14 protein-coding genes are annotated in these 12,855 nt (G+C 72.1%); 4 read left to right on the plus strand and 10 right to left on the minus strand.

The window, feature by feature from the left end:
- Positions 1-280 precede the first annotated feature (280 nt).
- Both tyrS and ACIRSS_RS50235 read right to left on the minus strand, forming a co-directional pair.
- Positions 281-1,555 (minus strand): tyrosine--tRNA ligase, encoded by a 1,275-nt coding sequence (gene tyrS / locus ACIRSS_RS50230; protein WP_400909576.1) that lies wholly within the window; start codon positions 1,553-1,555, stop codon positions 281-283.
- 32 nt (positions 1,556-1,587) lie between these two features.
- Complete coding sequence (locus ACIRSS_RS50235) at positions 1,588-2,226, minus strand: DNA-3-methyladenine glycosylase (protein ID WP_400909578.1); 639 nt, start codon at positions 2,224-2,226, stop codon at positions 1,588-1,590.
- 113 nt (positions 2,227-2,339) lie between these two features.
- Between ACIRSS_RS50235 and ACIRSS_RS50240 the strand changes: the two genes are divergently transcribed.
- Genes ACIRSS_RS50240 through ACIRSS_RS50250 form a run of 3 tightly spaced genes read left to right on the plus strand, consistent with a single transcriptional unit; the run spans position 2,340 to position 4,200 of the window.
- On the plus strand, positions 2,340-2,885 hold the full coding sequence (locus ACIRSS_RS50240) for a hypothetical protein (RefSeq protein ID WP_400909580.1): 546 nt from the start codon (positions 2,340-2,342) through the stop codon (positions 2,883-2,885).
- On the plus strand, positions 2,882-3,550 hold the full coding sequence (locus tag ACIRSS_RS50245; RefSeq protein WP_400909582.1) for a DUF4166 domain-containing protein: 669 nt from the start codon (positions 2,882-2,884) through the stop codon (positions 3,548-3,550). The genes ACIRSS_RS50240 and ACIRSS_RS50245 overlap by 4 nt, the downstream gene beginning before the upstream one ends.
- Entirely contained in the window at positions 3,550-4,200 is a 651-nt protein-coding gene (locus ACIRSS_RS50250) for a TetR/AcrR family transcriptional regulator (RefSeq protein WP_400909584.1), read from the plus strand. Before ACIRSS_RS50245 ends, ACIRSS_RS50250 begins: the two co-directional genes overlap by 1 nt.
- On the opposite strand, the gene argH is transcribed toward ACIRSS_RS50250, so the two are convergent.
- Genes argH through argC form a run of 8 tightly spaced genes read right to left on the minus strand, consistent with a single transcriptional unit; the run spans position 4,193 to position 11,632 of the window.
- The gene (gene argH / locus ACIRSS_RS50255) at positions 4,193-5,608 is read right to left on the minus strand and encodes an argininosuccinate lyase (protein WP_400909586.1); all 1,416 of its coding nucleotides are present in this window, start codon (positions 5,606-5,608) and stop codon (positions 4,193-4,195) included. The genes ACIRSS_RS50250 and argH overlap by 8 nt on opposite strands.
- Before the next feature lie 30 nt (positions 5,609-5,638).
- On the minus strand, positions 5,639-5,902 hold the full coding sequence (locus ACIRSS_RS50260; protein ID WP_372667190.1) for an argininosuccinate synthase: 264 nt from the start codon (positions 5,900-5,902) through the stop codon (positions 5,639-5,641).
- A complete protein-coding gene (locus ACIRSS_RS50265; protein WP_400909588.1) occupies positions 5,899-6,411 on the minus strand; it encodes an arginine repressor in 513 nt (170 codons plus the stop codon). Before ACIRSS_RS50265 ends, ACIRSS_RS50260 begins: the two co-directional genes overlap by 4 nt.
- Positions 6,408-7,334 (minus strand): ornithine carbamoyltransferase, encoded by a 927-nt coding sequence (gene argF / locus ACIRSS_RS50270; RefSeq protein WP_400909590.1) that lies wholly within the window; start codon positions 7,332-7,334, stop codon positions 6,408-6,410. The genes ACIRSS_RS50265 and argF overlap by 4 nt, the downstream gene beginning before the upstream one ends.
- Positions 7,334-8,536: an acetylornithine transaminase gene (locus ACIRSS_RS50275; protein WP_400909592.1), complete on the minus strand. Its 1,203-nt coding sequence runs from the start codon at positions 8,534-8,536 to the stop codon at positions 7,334-7,336. The genes argF and ACIRSS_RS50275 overlap by 1 nt, the downstream gene beginning before the upstream one ends.
- Positions 8,533-9,450 (minus strand): acetylglutamate kinase, encoded by a 918-nt coding sequence (gene argB / locus ACIRSS_RS50280; RefSeq protein ID WP_400909594.1) that lies wholly within the window; start codon positions 9,448-9,450, stop codon positions 8,533-8,535. Before argB ends, ACIRSS_RS50275 begins: the two co-directional genes overlap by 4 nt.
- On the minus strand, positions 9,447-10,607 hold the full coding sequence (gene argJ, locus ACIRSS_RS50285) for a bifunctional glutamate N-acetyltransferase/amino-acid acetyltransferase ArgJ (protein WP_400909596.1): 1,161 nt from the start codon (positions 10,605-10,607) through the stop codon (positions 9,447-9,449). Before argJ ends, argB begins: the two co-directional genes overlap by 4 nt.
- Positions 10,604-11,632 (minus strand): N-acetyl-gamma-glutamyl-phosphate reductase, encoded by a 1,029-nt coding sequence (gene argC, locus ACIRSS_RS50290; RefSeq protein ID WP_400909598.1) that lies wholly within the window; start codon positions 11,630-11,632, stop codon positions 10,604-10,606. The genes argJ and argC overlap by 4 nt, the downstream gene beginning before the upstream one ends.
- A gap of 74 nt (positions 11,633-11,706) precedes the next feature.
- On the opposite strand from argC, the gene ACIRSS_RS50295 reads away from it, so the two are divergent.
- Positions 11,707-12,669, plus strand: coding sequence for a helix-turn-helix transcriptional regulator (locus tag ACIRSS_RS50295; protein ID WP_400909600.1), 963 nt, complete (start codon positions 11,707-11,709; stop codon positions 12,667-12,669).
- Positions 12,670-12,855: the final 186 nt, after the last annotated feature.

Below are 12,855 nucleotides of genomic sequence, written 5' to 3' on the forward strand. Positions count from 1 at the left end.
TCTACTGGCTTAGTTCACTAGCACACTGTTGAGTTCTCAAGCAACACACCCCGAGTCGCGCCGCCGTCAAGCGGCCTTACTCGAAGCGAGTTATTTCTAGCAGTTTTTGGTGGGACACCCACTCAATCGCTTCTGCGAGAGCTTGGTTCGTGTCCCGGCGGCCGCCCGGTCTCCCTGGCGACTTGGAGAACTTTACACCCCGCCAGAGGGCCCGAAACAGGGGGGTACCTTAACCGCGTTCCCGCAGGTCAGGCCCCTGTTTCGGGCCGTCGGAGGCCGGTCAGCCGCCGAGCGCGACGCCGGCGACGTTCCGCTTGCCCTTGCGGACCACGAGCCACTTGCCGTGCAGGGCGTCGCCCGGCGCCGGCTTCCACTCCTCGTCCGCGATCTTCACGTTGTTGACGTACGCGCCGCCCTCCTTGAGCGTGCGGCGCGCGGCACCCTTGCTGTCCACCAGTCCCCCGGCGAGCAGCAGGTCGACGATCGTCGCGTCACCGGACGGGTCGACCTTGCCGTTCGGCACCTCGGCCATCACGGCGTCGAGGGTGCGTTCGTCCAGCTCGGCGAGCTCGCCGCGGCCGAACAGCGCCTGGCTGGCGTTGATCACCTGCCGGGTCTGCTCCTCGCCGTGGACGAGGATCGTGAACTCCTCCGCCAGCCGCTTCTGCGCGGCCCGCAGGTGGGGGCGCTGTTCGGTGTCCTCCGCCAGCGAAGCGATCTCCTCCTGGCTCAGGAACGTGAACATCCGCAGGTAGCGGACGACGTCGGCGTCACCGACGTTCACGAAGTACTGGTACCAGGCGTACGGCGAGGTCATCTCCGGGTCGAGCCAGAGGTTCCCGCCCCCGGTGGACTTGCCGAACTTGCGGCCCTCGGCGTCGGTGACCAGCGGCGCGGTCAGCGCGTGCACGCCCGCCCCGTCGGTCCGGCGGATCAGGTCGACGCCGCCGACGAGGTTGCCCCACTGGTCGGACCCGCCGACCTGCAGCTTGCAGTCGTACTTGCGGTGCAGCTGCAGGTAGTCCTGCGACTGCAGCAGCAGGTAGCTGAACTCGGTGTACGACATGCCGTCGCCCTCGAGCCGCCGCTTGACCGTCTCCCGGTTGAGCATGACGTTGATCGAGAAGTGCTTCCCGACGTCGCGCAGGAACTCCAGGGCGGTCTGCTGGCCGGTCCAGTTCAGGTTGTTCTCGACGATCGCGCCGGTCGGCGAGTCGTCGAAGTCGACGAACCGTTCGAGCTGGCCGCGGATGCGTCCCGCCCAGTCGGCGACGACGTCGAGCGTGTTCAGCGTGCGCTCACCGGTGTCCCGCGGGTCGCCGATCATCCCGGTCGCGCCGCCGGCCAGCACGATCGGCCGGTGCCCCGCGCGCTGGAAGCGCTTGAGCATGAGCAGCGGGACGAGGTTGCCGGCGTGCAGGCTGGGCGCGGTCGGGTCGAAGCCGCAATAGAGCGTGACGGGACCCTGGTCGAGCTCGCGCCGGAGGGCGTCGATGTCGGTGGACTGCGCGATGAGGCCGCGCCAGGTCAGCTCGTCGAGGATGTGTTCGCTCACGCCTGTAGATCCTCCCGCACCTGGTCAACCGACTAACTGGCGGGTCGGACCCGGCGCTTCCCGCCGCGGCGGTAGGTGGACACGGCCGGCGACGCGGCGTCCCAGAACCGCCACGGCGTGTCCATGGCCATCGCGACGCCGACGCGGGGCCCGGTGCGGATCCGCTCGGCGGGGACGCGCTCGCCGACGTGCAGCCGGACCGGAGACGCGGGGTCGGTCAGGTCGACGCCGTTCTGCGCGCGGTCGACGCGCAGCACCGACGTCAGGATGGCCGGGCCCTTCGCCAGTTCGCCGGTCCCCCGCGCGGACGGCCGGCGCTTGCGGACGACGTCGAGGCCGGTGACGACTTCGCCGGCACGGAGCAGCACCGCGCCGGGCATGCCTTCGTGCGTGCCGACGACGTTCGCGCAGAAGTGCATCCCGTAGACGAAGTACACGTACAGGTGACCCGCGGGTCCCCACATGACGGCGTTGCGCGGCGTGCGGCCGCGGTAGCAGTGCGACGCCGGATCGTCCTCGCCGCGGTAGGCCTCCACCTCCACGAGCCGGACGCCGACGGTGCCGTCGGGGCCGGTGGCCTCCAGGACCGAGCCGAGCAGCAGCTGGGCCAGGTCGACCGGGTCGAGGGCCAGCTCGTCACGGGTGAACAACCGGCCTGCGTCGCCGTTCAAACGGGGTTCCTCTCGTCGGCTGCCTGGCGGGATCACCCTAGTCCTTGAGCGATCGCTCAAACTTCTCTACAGTCGATTTGAGCAGTCGCTCAAACTCTGAGGGGAGCCGAGAGATGCGACCGAAGGCGCTCTACGTCGAGACCTTGATCCGCACCGACCTGGACAAGCTGTGGCGGCACACGCAGGACCCGGCCCTGCACCGGCGCTGGGACCTGCGCTTCGCCGACATCAGCCCGATCCCCGGGCACGACGGCCACTTCCGCTACGCCTCACGGTTCCTCGGGGTCACGGTCACCGGCGTCGGGGTCAGCGCGGCCTCGCGCACCTGGCCGGACGGCTCGCGCACGTCGGTGCTGCGGTTCGCCTCCGCCGACCCGCTGTCGCTGATCAGCGCGGGGGCCGGGTTCTGGCGCTACACACCGGTCGGCGACGGCGTCCGGTTCGTCACCGGCTTCGACTACGGCACCCGCTGGGGCCGCTTCGGCCGCGCGGCGGACCGGGTGTTCCGCCCGCTGTTCGGCTGGATGACGGCCTGGTCGTTCGACCGGCTGCGGCTCTGGCTCGAGACGGGGACGCCACCGGAGGAACAGCTCCTGACCGCGCCCTCGGCCGCCCGCTGCGGCCGGACCCGCCCCCGTGACGAGGTGGCAGCGCGATGACCGGCGTCTTCGAACGCGCGCTCGGCGCCGACTTCGCGTTCCTGCACCCACGCATGCGGGAACGCCTCGCCCTGTCGGCCGGCCGCGGCATGATCGGCCACGGCGTGATGGACCGGATCTGGCGCGGTCCGGCGTTCACGCTGCCGTTCCTGTGGCTCGGGTCGACGCGGCACATCCTGTTCCCCGACTGCGGCCGGAACGTGCCGTTCACCATCGAGAACTACCCGTACGTGGACCGGCACGGCCGCGAGACCGTCTCCTTCGTGCGCACCTTCGAGTTCCCGAGACGGCGCAGGCGGTTCGACGCGCAGATGGTGTTCAGCCCCGGCCGCGGGCTCGTCGACTACCTGGGGACGCACCAGCACCTGGCGGTCGACCTCGCGATGTCCGTCCGGCCGGACGGCGGGTTCCGGATCCGCACCGGCGAGTTCCGTCTCCAGGAGGGACCGGTCCGCGCCGGCCTGCCGCGGGTCCTCACCGGCTCCGCGCGGGTCGACGAGTGGTTCGACGAGGCGAGCGGCCAGTTCCGGATCGAGGTCGCGGTGGTCAACCCGCGCTTCGGGCCGGTGTTCGGCTACGAAGGCGCCTTCGGTGCGCGTCTCGTCGACGTCGGAAGCGGGGTGAGCGGGGCGGTCAAGCCGCTCCGTGAGAAGGTCATGGACTGATGGGCACCGGCCGGAACTCCAGCTCGCGGGACACGAAGCAGAAGCTCGTGGACGGCGTGCTCGAGATCATCCGGCACCAGGGCATCACCGCGGTCTCCGCGCGGTCGGTCGCCACCGCGGCCGGCGCGAACCAGGCGCTGATCTTCTACCACTTCGGCAGCGTCGAAGAGCTGATCGCGCAGGCGTGCGTCCTCGCGACCGAAGCCCGCGTCTCGCTCTACCGGGAGCGCTTCGCCGCCGTGGCCACCGTCGGCGACCTGCTGGCGCTGGGCCGCGAAATCCGGGTCGCCGAACGCGCGGAGGGCAACCTCGCCGTGCTGGCCCAGACGCTGGCCGGCGCGCAGGGCAGCGAGCGGCTCTCCCAAGCGACCCGCGAGGGCCTGGAGAAGTGGATCACCGAGGTCCGGACGGCGCTGGAGCGCGTGCTCGCCGGGTCGCCGCTGGCCGAGCTGGCCGACCCCGCCGGGCTCGCCCACGCCGTGTCGTCGGGGTTCCTCGGGTTGTCGCTGTTCGAGACCGTCGACCCCGACGGCGCCGAGCAGGCCATCGCCGCGCTGGAGCAGCTGGCCGTGCTCGTCGACGTCCTGGACGGGCTCGGCCCGGTGGCCACGCGGGCCGTCCGGGCCAAGCTCCGCAAATCCCTCAGTTGAGCCACTGACGGGCCGCGTTGACGCGCTCCTCGAGCCGCGCGCGCTGTTCGGCCACGCGCTCGGGCGCCGTGCCACCCCGGGCGTTGCGCGACTTCACCGAGCCTTCGACGGTGAGCACGGCCCGCACCTCGGGGGTGAGCGCCGGGTTGATCTTCTCGAACTCCTCGTCGGTCAGCTCGTCCAAGCCGGCGCCGCGGGCCTCGGCGACCCGGACGCTTTCGCCCGCCGCCTCGTGCGCGACGCGAAACGGGACGCCCTGGCGCACCAGCCATTCCGCGATGTCGGTGGCGAGGGTGAACCCGGCCGGGGCCAGTTCGGCGAGCCGGTCGGTGTGGAAGGTCAGCGTGGCGAGCATGCCGGCGATCGCCGGGAACAGGAGCTCGAGCTGCTCGACCGAGTCGAAGACCGGCTCCTTGTCCTCCTGCAGGTCGCGGTTGTAGGCCAGCGGCTGCGCCTTGAGGGTGGCCAGCAGGCCGGTGAGGTTGCCGATCAGCCTCCCCGCCTTGCCGCGGGTCAGCTCGGCGACGTCCGGGTTCTTCTTCTGCGGCATGATCGAACTGCCGGTCGCCCAGGCGTCGTCCAGCGTCACGTAGCCGAACTCGGCGGTGTTCCAGATGATCACCTCTTCGGCGATCCGGGACAGGTTGACCGAGAGCATCGCGACGGCGAAGGCGAACTCGGCGACGAAGTCCCGCGAGGCGGTGCCGTCGATGGAGTTCTCGACGCTCGTCGCGAAACCCAGTTCCGCGGCGACGGCCTCGGGGTCGAGCCCCAGCGACGAGCCGGCGAGCGCGCCCGAACCGTACGGCGACTCCGCCGTGCGCGCGTCCCAGTCCTGCAGCCGCGAAACGTCGCGCAGCAGCGCCTGGCCGTGGGCCATCAGGTGGTGCGCGAGCAGCACCGGCTGGGCGTGCTGCAGGTGCGTGCGGCCGGGCAGGATCGCGTCCGGGTGCCGCTTGGCCTGGGACACCAGCGCGTCGACGACGTCGAGCGTGCCGGCGACGACCCGGCGGGCGGCGTCACGCAGCCACATCCGGAACAGCGTGGCCACCTGGTCGTTGCGCGACCGGCCGGCGCGCAGCTTGCCGCCGAGCTCGGTGCCGGCCCGCTCGAGCAGGCCGCGTTCGAGCGCGGTGTGCACGTCCTCGTCGGCGATCGTCGGGGTGAACGTCCCCGAGGCGACGTCCTGCGCGAGCGTGTCCAGCGCGGCCAGCATGCCGGTGAGCTCGTCCTCGGTGAGCAGGCCCGCCTTGCTCAGCACGCGGGCGTGCGCGCGCGACCCGGCGATGTCGTAGGGCGCCAGGCGCCAGTCGAAGTGCGTCGACGCGCTCAGCGCGGCCATGGCCTCCGCCGGACCGCTGGCGAACCGGCCGCCCCAGAGCTGCACCGGCTGCTCGTTCCCGCTCACTGTTCTCGCTTCTCCTCGGTGTTCGTGTGTTCAGGCGACCGTGATCCGGCCGTCGTACAGGACCAGGCGGACACTGGCACATCCGCGGCCGGTCCGCCGTTCGAGTGCGGCGCACGCTTCGCCGCGCCCGATTCTCTGCGCTTCGCCACGCGCGCTCAACATCCGGCGCGCTTCGGCGACGGAGACCGTCTCGCCGTCGATCGCCACCGGGATCCCGTGGTCGAAGGTGATCACGACCTCGTCCGGCGCGAGGAACTCGCCCTCGGCCGGGAAGATGTCGGCGATCGCGATCATGGTGGTCCTTCTTCTCCTGCTTCGTGCGCCGAGCGCTGTGCGAGGGCGGCGAAGCGCTCCGCCAGTTCCTTGCCCGTCAACGGTTCCCGGGCGATCACGGCGACGGTGTCGTCCCCGGCGATCGAGCCGACGACCTCTTCGAGCGCGGCCCGGTCGATGGCGCTGGCCAGGAACTGCGCCGCGCCCGGCGGCGTCCGCAGCACCATCAGGTTGCCCGACGAGTCGGCCGAGACCATCAGCTCCGCGAGCAGCCGGGAGAGCCGCGACGTGCCGCCCTGCACCCCGCGGACGGGACTGCCGTCCTCGGGGATGACGTAGACCGGCGCGCCCGAGTCCGGGCCGCGCAGCTTGACCGCGCCCAGCTCGTCGAGGTCGCGCGACAACGTCGCCTGCGTGACCTCGATGCCTTCCGCGGCCAGCAGCTTGGCCAGCTCGGTCTGGCTGCGGATCGTCATGGTCGACACCAGCTCGGTGATCCGCGCCTGCCTGCCCACCCGGCTGCTGGTCATCGCCGGCTCTCTTCGAAGAGCCAGACCAGCAGGGCCTTCTGGGCGTGCAGCCGGTTCTCGGCCTCGTCCCACACCGCGCTCGCCGGGCCGTCGATCACCTCGTCGGTGATCTCCCAGCCGCGGTGCGCGGGCAGGCAGTGCAGGACGATCGCGTCGTCCGCGGCCTTCTTCAGCAGCTCGGTGTTGACCTGCAGGGCGCGGAACGGGCCGACCCGGTCGAGCCCGTCGTTCTCCTGCCCCATCGACGTCCAGGTGTCGGTGACCAGCACGTCCGCGCCGGCGACGGCCTCGTACGGGTCGGTGAAGACGGTGGCGGTCCCGCCGGTCTCCTCGCCGCGCTTCTTGGCGTCCAGCATGACCTGCTGGTCGGGCTGGAACCCGAGCGGCGAGACCACGCGGACGTGCATGCCGGCGGTGACCCCGGCGAGCAGCAGCGAGTGCGCCATGTTGTTGGCGCCGTCACCGAGGTAGACGAGGATGAGGCCCTCGAGCTTGCCCTTGCGCTCGCGGATCGTCATCAGGTCGGTGAGCGCCTGGCACGGGTGGAACTCGTCGGTCAGGGCGTTGACGACCGGGATCGACGCCGCCGACGCCATCGCCTCGATGCGTTTCTGCGCGAAGGTGCGCCACACGATCCCGTCGACGTAGCGCGACAGCACCCGCGAAGTGTCCTCGATGGTCTCTTCGCGGCCGAGCTGCATCGAGCGGCCGTCGACGATCACCGGGTGGCCGCCGAGCTGGCTGATGCCGACCTCGAACGAGAACCGCGTGCGGGTCGAGTTCTTCTCGAAGATCGCCGTGATCGACTTGCCGGCGAGGGTCTTGGTGCCGAGCGGGTCGGCCTTCAGCGCGTCGGCGAGGTCGAGGATGGCCTTCTGCTCGGCGGGACTGACGTCGTCGTCGCGGAGGAAGTGGCGGAGCATCAGTCGGAGTCCTTCGTGGTGGAGTCGAGCGCGTTCGGGAGGGCGGCGAGGAAGCCGTCGGCCTGTTCGGCGTCGAGGACGAGCGGCGGCGCGAGCCGGACGGTGTCGGGCGCGACCGGGTTGACGAGGTAGCCGGCGTCCTGGACCGCCTTGGCGACCGCGGCCGAGACCGGCTCGCGCAGGGCGATGCCGAGCAGCAGGCCGGCCCCGCGCACCCCGGCGACGAGCGGGTGGCCGAGCGCCTCGACGCCCGCCGCGATGTCCTTGCCCAGCGTCGAGACGTGGTCGAGCAGGCCGTCCGCGGCGATGGTCTTCAGCACGGCCAGGCCGGCCGCGCAGCACACCGGGTTGCCACCGAACGTCGTCCCGTGCTGGCCCGGCTTGAGCAGGTCGCCCGCCGCGCCGACGCCGATCACGGCACCCAGCGGCAGGCCGCCGCCGAGGCCCTTGGCCAGGGTGATCACGTCCGGCACGATGCCGGCCTGCTGGTAGCCGAACCACGTGCCGAGCCGGCCGAGGCCGGTCTGCACCTCGTCGAGCACCAGCAGCGTGCCGGTGGCCTTGGTGATCTCGCGCGCGGCCTGCAGGTAGCCGTCCGGCGCGGGGATCACGCCGGCTTCGCCGAGCACCGGTTCCAGGAAGACGGCCGCGGTCTCGGTGTCGACGGCCGCCTTCAGCGCCGCGACGTCCCCGAACGGCACGTGCTCCACGCCGGGCACCAGCGGCTTGAAGGGGTCGCGCTTGCCGGGCTGGCCGGTCAGCGTCAGCGAGCCCATGGTCCGGCCGTGGAACGCGCCCTCGGCGGCGATGACCTTGGTGCGCCCGGTCAGCCGGCTGATCTTCAGCGCGGCTTCGTTGGCCTCGGCACCGGAGTTGACGAACAGCACCTTGCCGTTGCCGGTGAGGCCGGCGACGTCGAGCAGCGCCTCGGCGAGCTCGACGGCCACCGGGTTCACGTAGAGGTTCGACGTGTGGCCGAGCTGCTTGATCTGCGCGGTGACGGCCTCGACGATCGCCGGGTGGGCGTGGCCGAGCGCGTTGACGGCGATGCCGCCGACCAGGTCGACGTACTCCTTGCCGTCGGCGTCCCACACCTTCGCGCCTTCGCCGCGCACGAGGGTCAGCGCGGGCGTGCCGTAGTTGTCCATGAGGGCGGACTGCCAGTGCGTCTGGCCGTCCACATTGGACTTGAGGTCGGTCACGGGAGCTCCGTTTCGGGGAAGACCATGGTGCCGATGCCGCGCGAGGTGAAGACCTCCAGCAGCACCGAGTGGGCGAGACGGCCGTCGATCACGTGCGCCCGGCGCACGCCGCCGCGGATCGCGCGCACGCACGCCTCCATCTTCGGGATCATGCCGCTGGCCAGGGTGGGCAGCATCGGTTCGAGGTGGTCGACGCGGATGCGGTCGATCAGCGACGACCGGTCGGGCCAGTTCGCGTACAGGCCTTCGACGTCGGTGAGCACGACGAGCTTTTCGGCGCCCAGCGCGGCCGCCAGCGCGCCCGCGGCGGTGTCGGCGTTGACGTTGTGCACCACGCCGTCGACGTCCGGGGCGACGGTGGACACCACCGGGATGCGCCCGGCGTTGACGATGTCGAGCACCGCGTCCGGGTTGACCTCGGCGACCTCGCCGACCAGGCCGATGTCGACCTGTTCACCGTCCACAGTGGCCTGTTTGCGCTCGGCGGTGAACAGCCGGGCGTCCTCGCCGGAGATGCCGACCGCGTACGGGCCGTGGGCGTTGATCAGCCCGACGAGCTCGCGGCTGACCTGGCCGGTGAGCACCATCCGGACGATGTCCATCGTCTCCGGCGTGGTGACCCGCAGGCCGCCCTTGAACTCGCCTTCGACGCCGAGGCGCTTGAGCATCGCGGTGATCTGCGGGCCGCCGCCGTGCACGACGACCGGGCGCAGGCCGGCCAGCCGGAGGAACACCATGTCCTCGGCGAAGGCCGCTTTGAGCCCGTCGTCGATCATGGCGTTGCCGCCGTACTTGACCACCACCGTGGCGCCGTGGAACCGCTGCAGCCACGGCAGCGCCTCGATGAGCACCCCGGCCTTCTCGGCCGCCGTCGCGAGTCGTTCGTCCGCGGAAATCAGTGCCTCCTTGGTCATGAGGAGTACGCGCTGTTCTCTTCGACGTAACCGTGCGAAAGGTCCGTGGTGTAGATGGTGGCCGCGGCGCCGCCGACGCCGAGGTCGACGACGATCTCGACGGCCCGCGCGGTGAGGTTCGCCTCCGAGCGGTCGGCTGCGGGCATCCCCTGGGCGAACAGGGTGACGCCGTTGATCGCGATCGACACGGTCTCCGGGTCGATGCGGGCCGGCACCCGGCCCAGCGCCATCGCGATCCGGCCCCAGTTCGGGTCGGAGCCGAACAGCGCCGTCTTGACCAGGTTGTCTTCGGCGATCGTGCGGGCGACCGCGATCGCGTCCGCTTCGGATTCCGCGCCCTGGACGGTGATGTCGACGTCCTTCGTCGCGCCTTCGGAGTCCGCGCGCAGCTGGAGGACCAGGTCGAGGCTGACCTTCGTGAGCAGCTCGGTGAACTCCGCTTCGGTCGGCTCGACGCCGCTCGCGCCGGAGGCCAGGACCAGGACGGTGTCGTTGGTGGACGTGCCGCCGTCGACGTCGAGCCGGTCGAAGGTGACGTGGGTGGCCGCGCGCAGGGCGCGGTCGAGGGTTTCCTTGTCCACCACGGCGTCGGTGGTCAGCACCGAGAGCATGGTCGCCAGGTTCGGGGCGAGCATGCCCGCGCCCTTCGCGAAACCGCCGACGCTCCAGCCGGTTTCGTGCTTCGCGAACGCCTGCTTCGGCTTGGTGTCGGTGGTCATCACGCCCGTGGCGGCGTTGAGGCTCGCTTCGGCGCTCGCGTCGAGGGCCTTGAAGGCGCTGTCCACTCCGGACAGGACCGCGTCCATCGGCAGCCGTTCGCCGATCAGGCCGGTGGAGCAGACGGCGACCTCGATCGCGCCCGCCTGCAGGACTTCGGCGACCTTTTCGGCGGTGGCGTGGGTGTCCTGGAAGCCGCCGGGGCCGGTGGCCGCGTTCGCGCCGCCGGAGTTGAGGACGACGGCCTTGAGCCGCTGCTGCTTGAGCACCTCCTGCGACCACAGCACCGGCGCGGCCTTGATGACGTTGCGGGTGAACACGCCCGCCGCGACGTCCAGCGGGCCGTCGTTGACGACCAGCGTGAAGTCGAGCGCGCCGGAGGCCTTGATCCCGGCGGCGACGCCGGCAGCGCGGAAGCCCTGGGGGCCGGTGACGGTCACGGTGCCACTCCTACGGTGGAAAGGCCGGTGGTCTCGGGGAGGCCGAGGGCCAGGTTCATCGACTGGACGGCACCGCCGGCGGTGCCCTTGGTGAGGTTGTCGATCGCGGCGACGACGACCAGGCGCTTCGCGTCGGCGTCGACGGTGACCTGCAGCTGGACGTTGTTCGAGCCGAGCGTCGCCGAGGTCGTCGGCCACGCGCCCGCGGGCAGCAGCTGGACGAACGGTTCGGCGTCGTAGGCCTTCTCGTACGCCGCGCGGGCGGCGGTCTCGTCGACGCCGTCCTTCAGCGGGGCGCTCGCGGTGGTCAGGATGCCGCGGGGCATCGGCGCGAGGACCGGCGTGAAGGACACGGTGACCCGCTCCCCCGCGACGGCCGAGAGGTTCTGCGCGAACTCGGGGGTGTGGCGATGGGCGCCGCCGACGCCGTACGCGCTGGCCGAGCCCATCACCTCGGAACCGAGCAGGTTCGGCTTGAGGCTTTTGCCGGCGCCGGAGGTGCCGGTGACCGCTACGACCGTGACGTCCGGCTCGATGAGCCCAGCGGCGAACGCGGGCGCCAGGGCCAGCGACCCACCGGTCGGGAAGCAGCCGGGCACGGCGACGCGCTTGGTGCCGGCGAGCTTTTCGCGGGCACCGGGCAGTTCGGGCAGGCCGTAGGGCCACTGGCCGGCGTGCTCGCCGCCGTACCAGCGCTGCCAGTCGGCCGGGTCGGCCAGCCGGTGGTCGGCGCCGAGGTCGACGACCAGGACGTCCGGGCCGAGCTGGGCCGCGATCTCCGCGGAATGCCCGTGGGGCAGCGCGAGGAACACGACGTCGTGGCCGGCGAGGGTCTCCGGTGTCGTCTCGGCGAGGACGCGGTCGGCGAGGGGGACGAGGTGGGGCTGGTGGACGCCGAGCTTCGTGCCCGCGCTGCTGGCGGCCGTGAGCGCGCCGATCTCGACCTCGGGATGGGTCAGGAGCAGGCGCAGCAGTTCGCCGCCCGCGTACCCGCTGGCTCCGGCCACCGCGATGTTCACCGTCATACGCATGATTATGCACGCCCCTGCAAGTCTAAACAAACCCGGAGTGGTGCCCGCCACCTTGGGATGCTGGGCCCATGACGGACACCCCGGCCCGGTTGCTCGGCCTGCTTTCGCTGCTCCAGACACCGCGCGAGTGGCCGGGCAGCGAGCTGGCCGAGCGGCTCGGCGTCAGCCCGCGCACGATCCGCCGGGACGTCGACCGGCTGCGCGAGCTCGGCTACCCGGTGGAGGCCAGCCGCGGCGTCGCGGGCGGCTACCGGCTGGTGGCGGGCACCGCGATGCCGCCGCTGGTGCTCGACGACGACGAGGCCGTCGCGATCGCGGTGGGGCTGCGGACCGCCGCGGGGCAGACCGTCGCCGGGATCGAGGAGGCGTCCGTGCGGGCGCTGGCCAAGCTGGAGCAGGTCCTGCCGGCCCGGCTGCGCCGCCGGGTGGGCACGATCGGCACGGCGACGGTCGCCGTCCCGGCCACGGGACCGGCCGTCGACCCGGCGCAGCTGACGGTGTTCGCCGGCGCGATCACCAACCACGAGACGGTCCGCTTCCGCTACCGCGCGAACGACGGCACCGAGACGCGGCGCCGCGCCGAGCCGCTCCGGCTGGTCGCCACCGGGCGCCGCTGGTACCTGGTGGCGTACGACCTGGACCGGGCGGATTGGCGCATCTTCCGCGCCGACCGGATCCGCGACGCCCAGGCGACCGGCGGACGGGTGGCGCCGCGCCGGCCACCCGCCACGGACCTGGCGGCGTACGTGATCGACCGGCTCTACGACCTCCTGCCGACGTACCGGGCGGTGGCGGTGCTGGCGGAATCGTCGTCGCAGGTGGCACCCAGGCTGGGCGCGGCGCCGGGTGAGCTGACCGACCTCGACGAGGGCGGCTGCCGGTGGCGCAGTCACCCGGACACCCTGGACTGGCTCGCGTTCCGGCTGCTGGGCGCGGGGTGCGCGTTCACCGTCGAGGAGCCACCGGAGCTGGTGGCGCACTTGAGGGTGCTCGCGGACCGGGCCGCCGCGGCGGCGGGTGGGCGGAGCTAGCTGGTTGCCGAAGTCGTCCGGCATCGGTCGTCCCTCCCTGGTCGCAGCGTTCACCGGCCGCCGTGGGGGGGCGGGGCCCCCGGGGGCCGCCCCCCCCCCCCGCCCCACCGCGGACCCCCCCCCCCGGGCCGGCCCCCGGGCGGGGGGCCCGGGGGGGGGCAGCCCCGGGGGAGCCCGGCGGCGCCC

The organism is Amycolatopsis sp. NPDC101161 (genome assembly GCF_044768185.1).
Lineage (GTDB): Bacteria > Actinomycetota > Actinomycetes > Mycobacteriales > Pseudonocardiaceae > Amycolatopsis.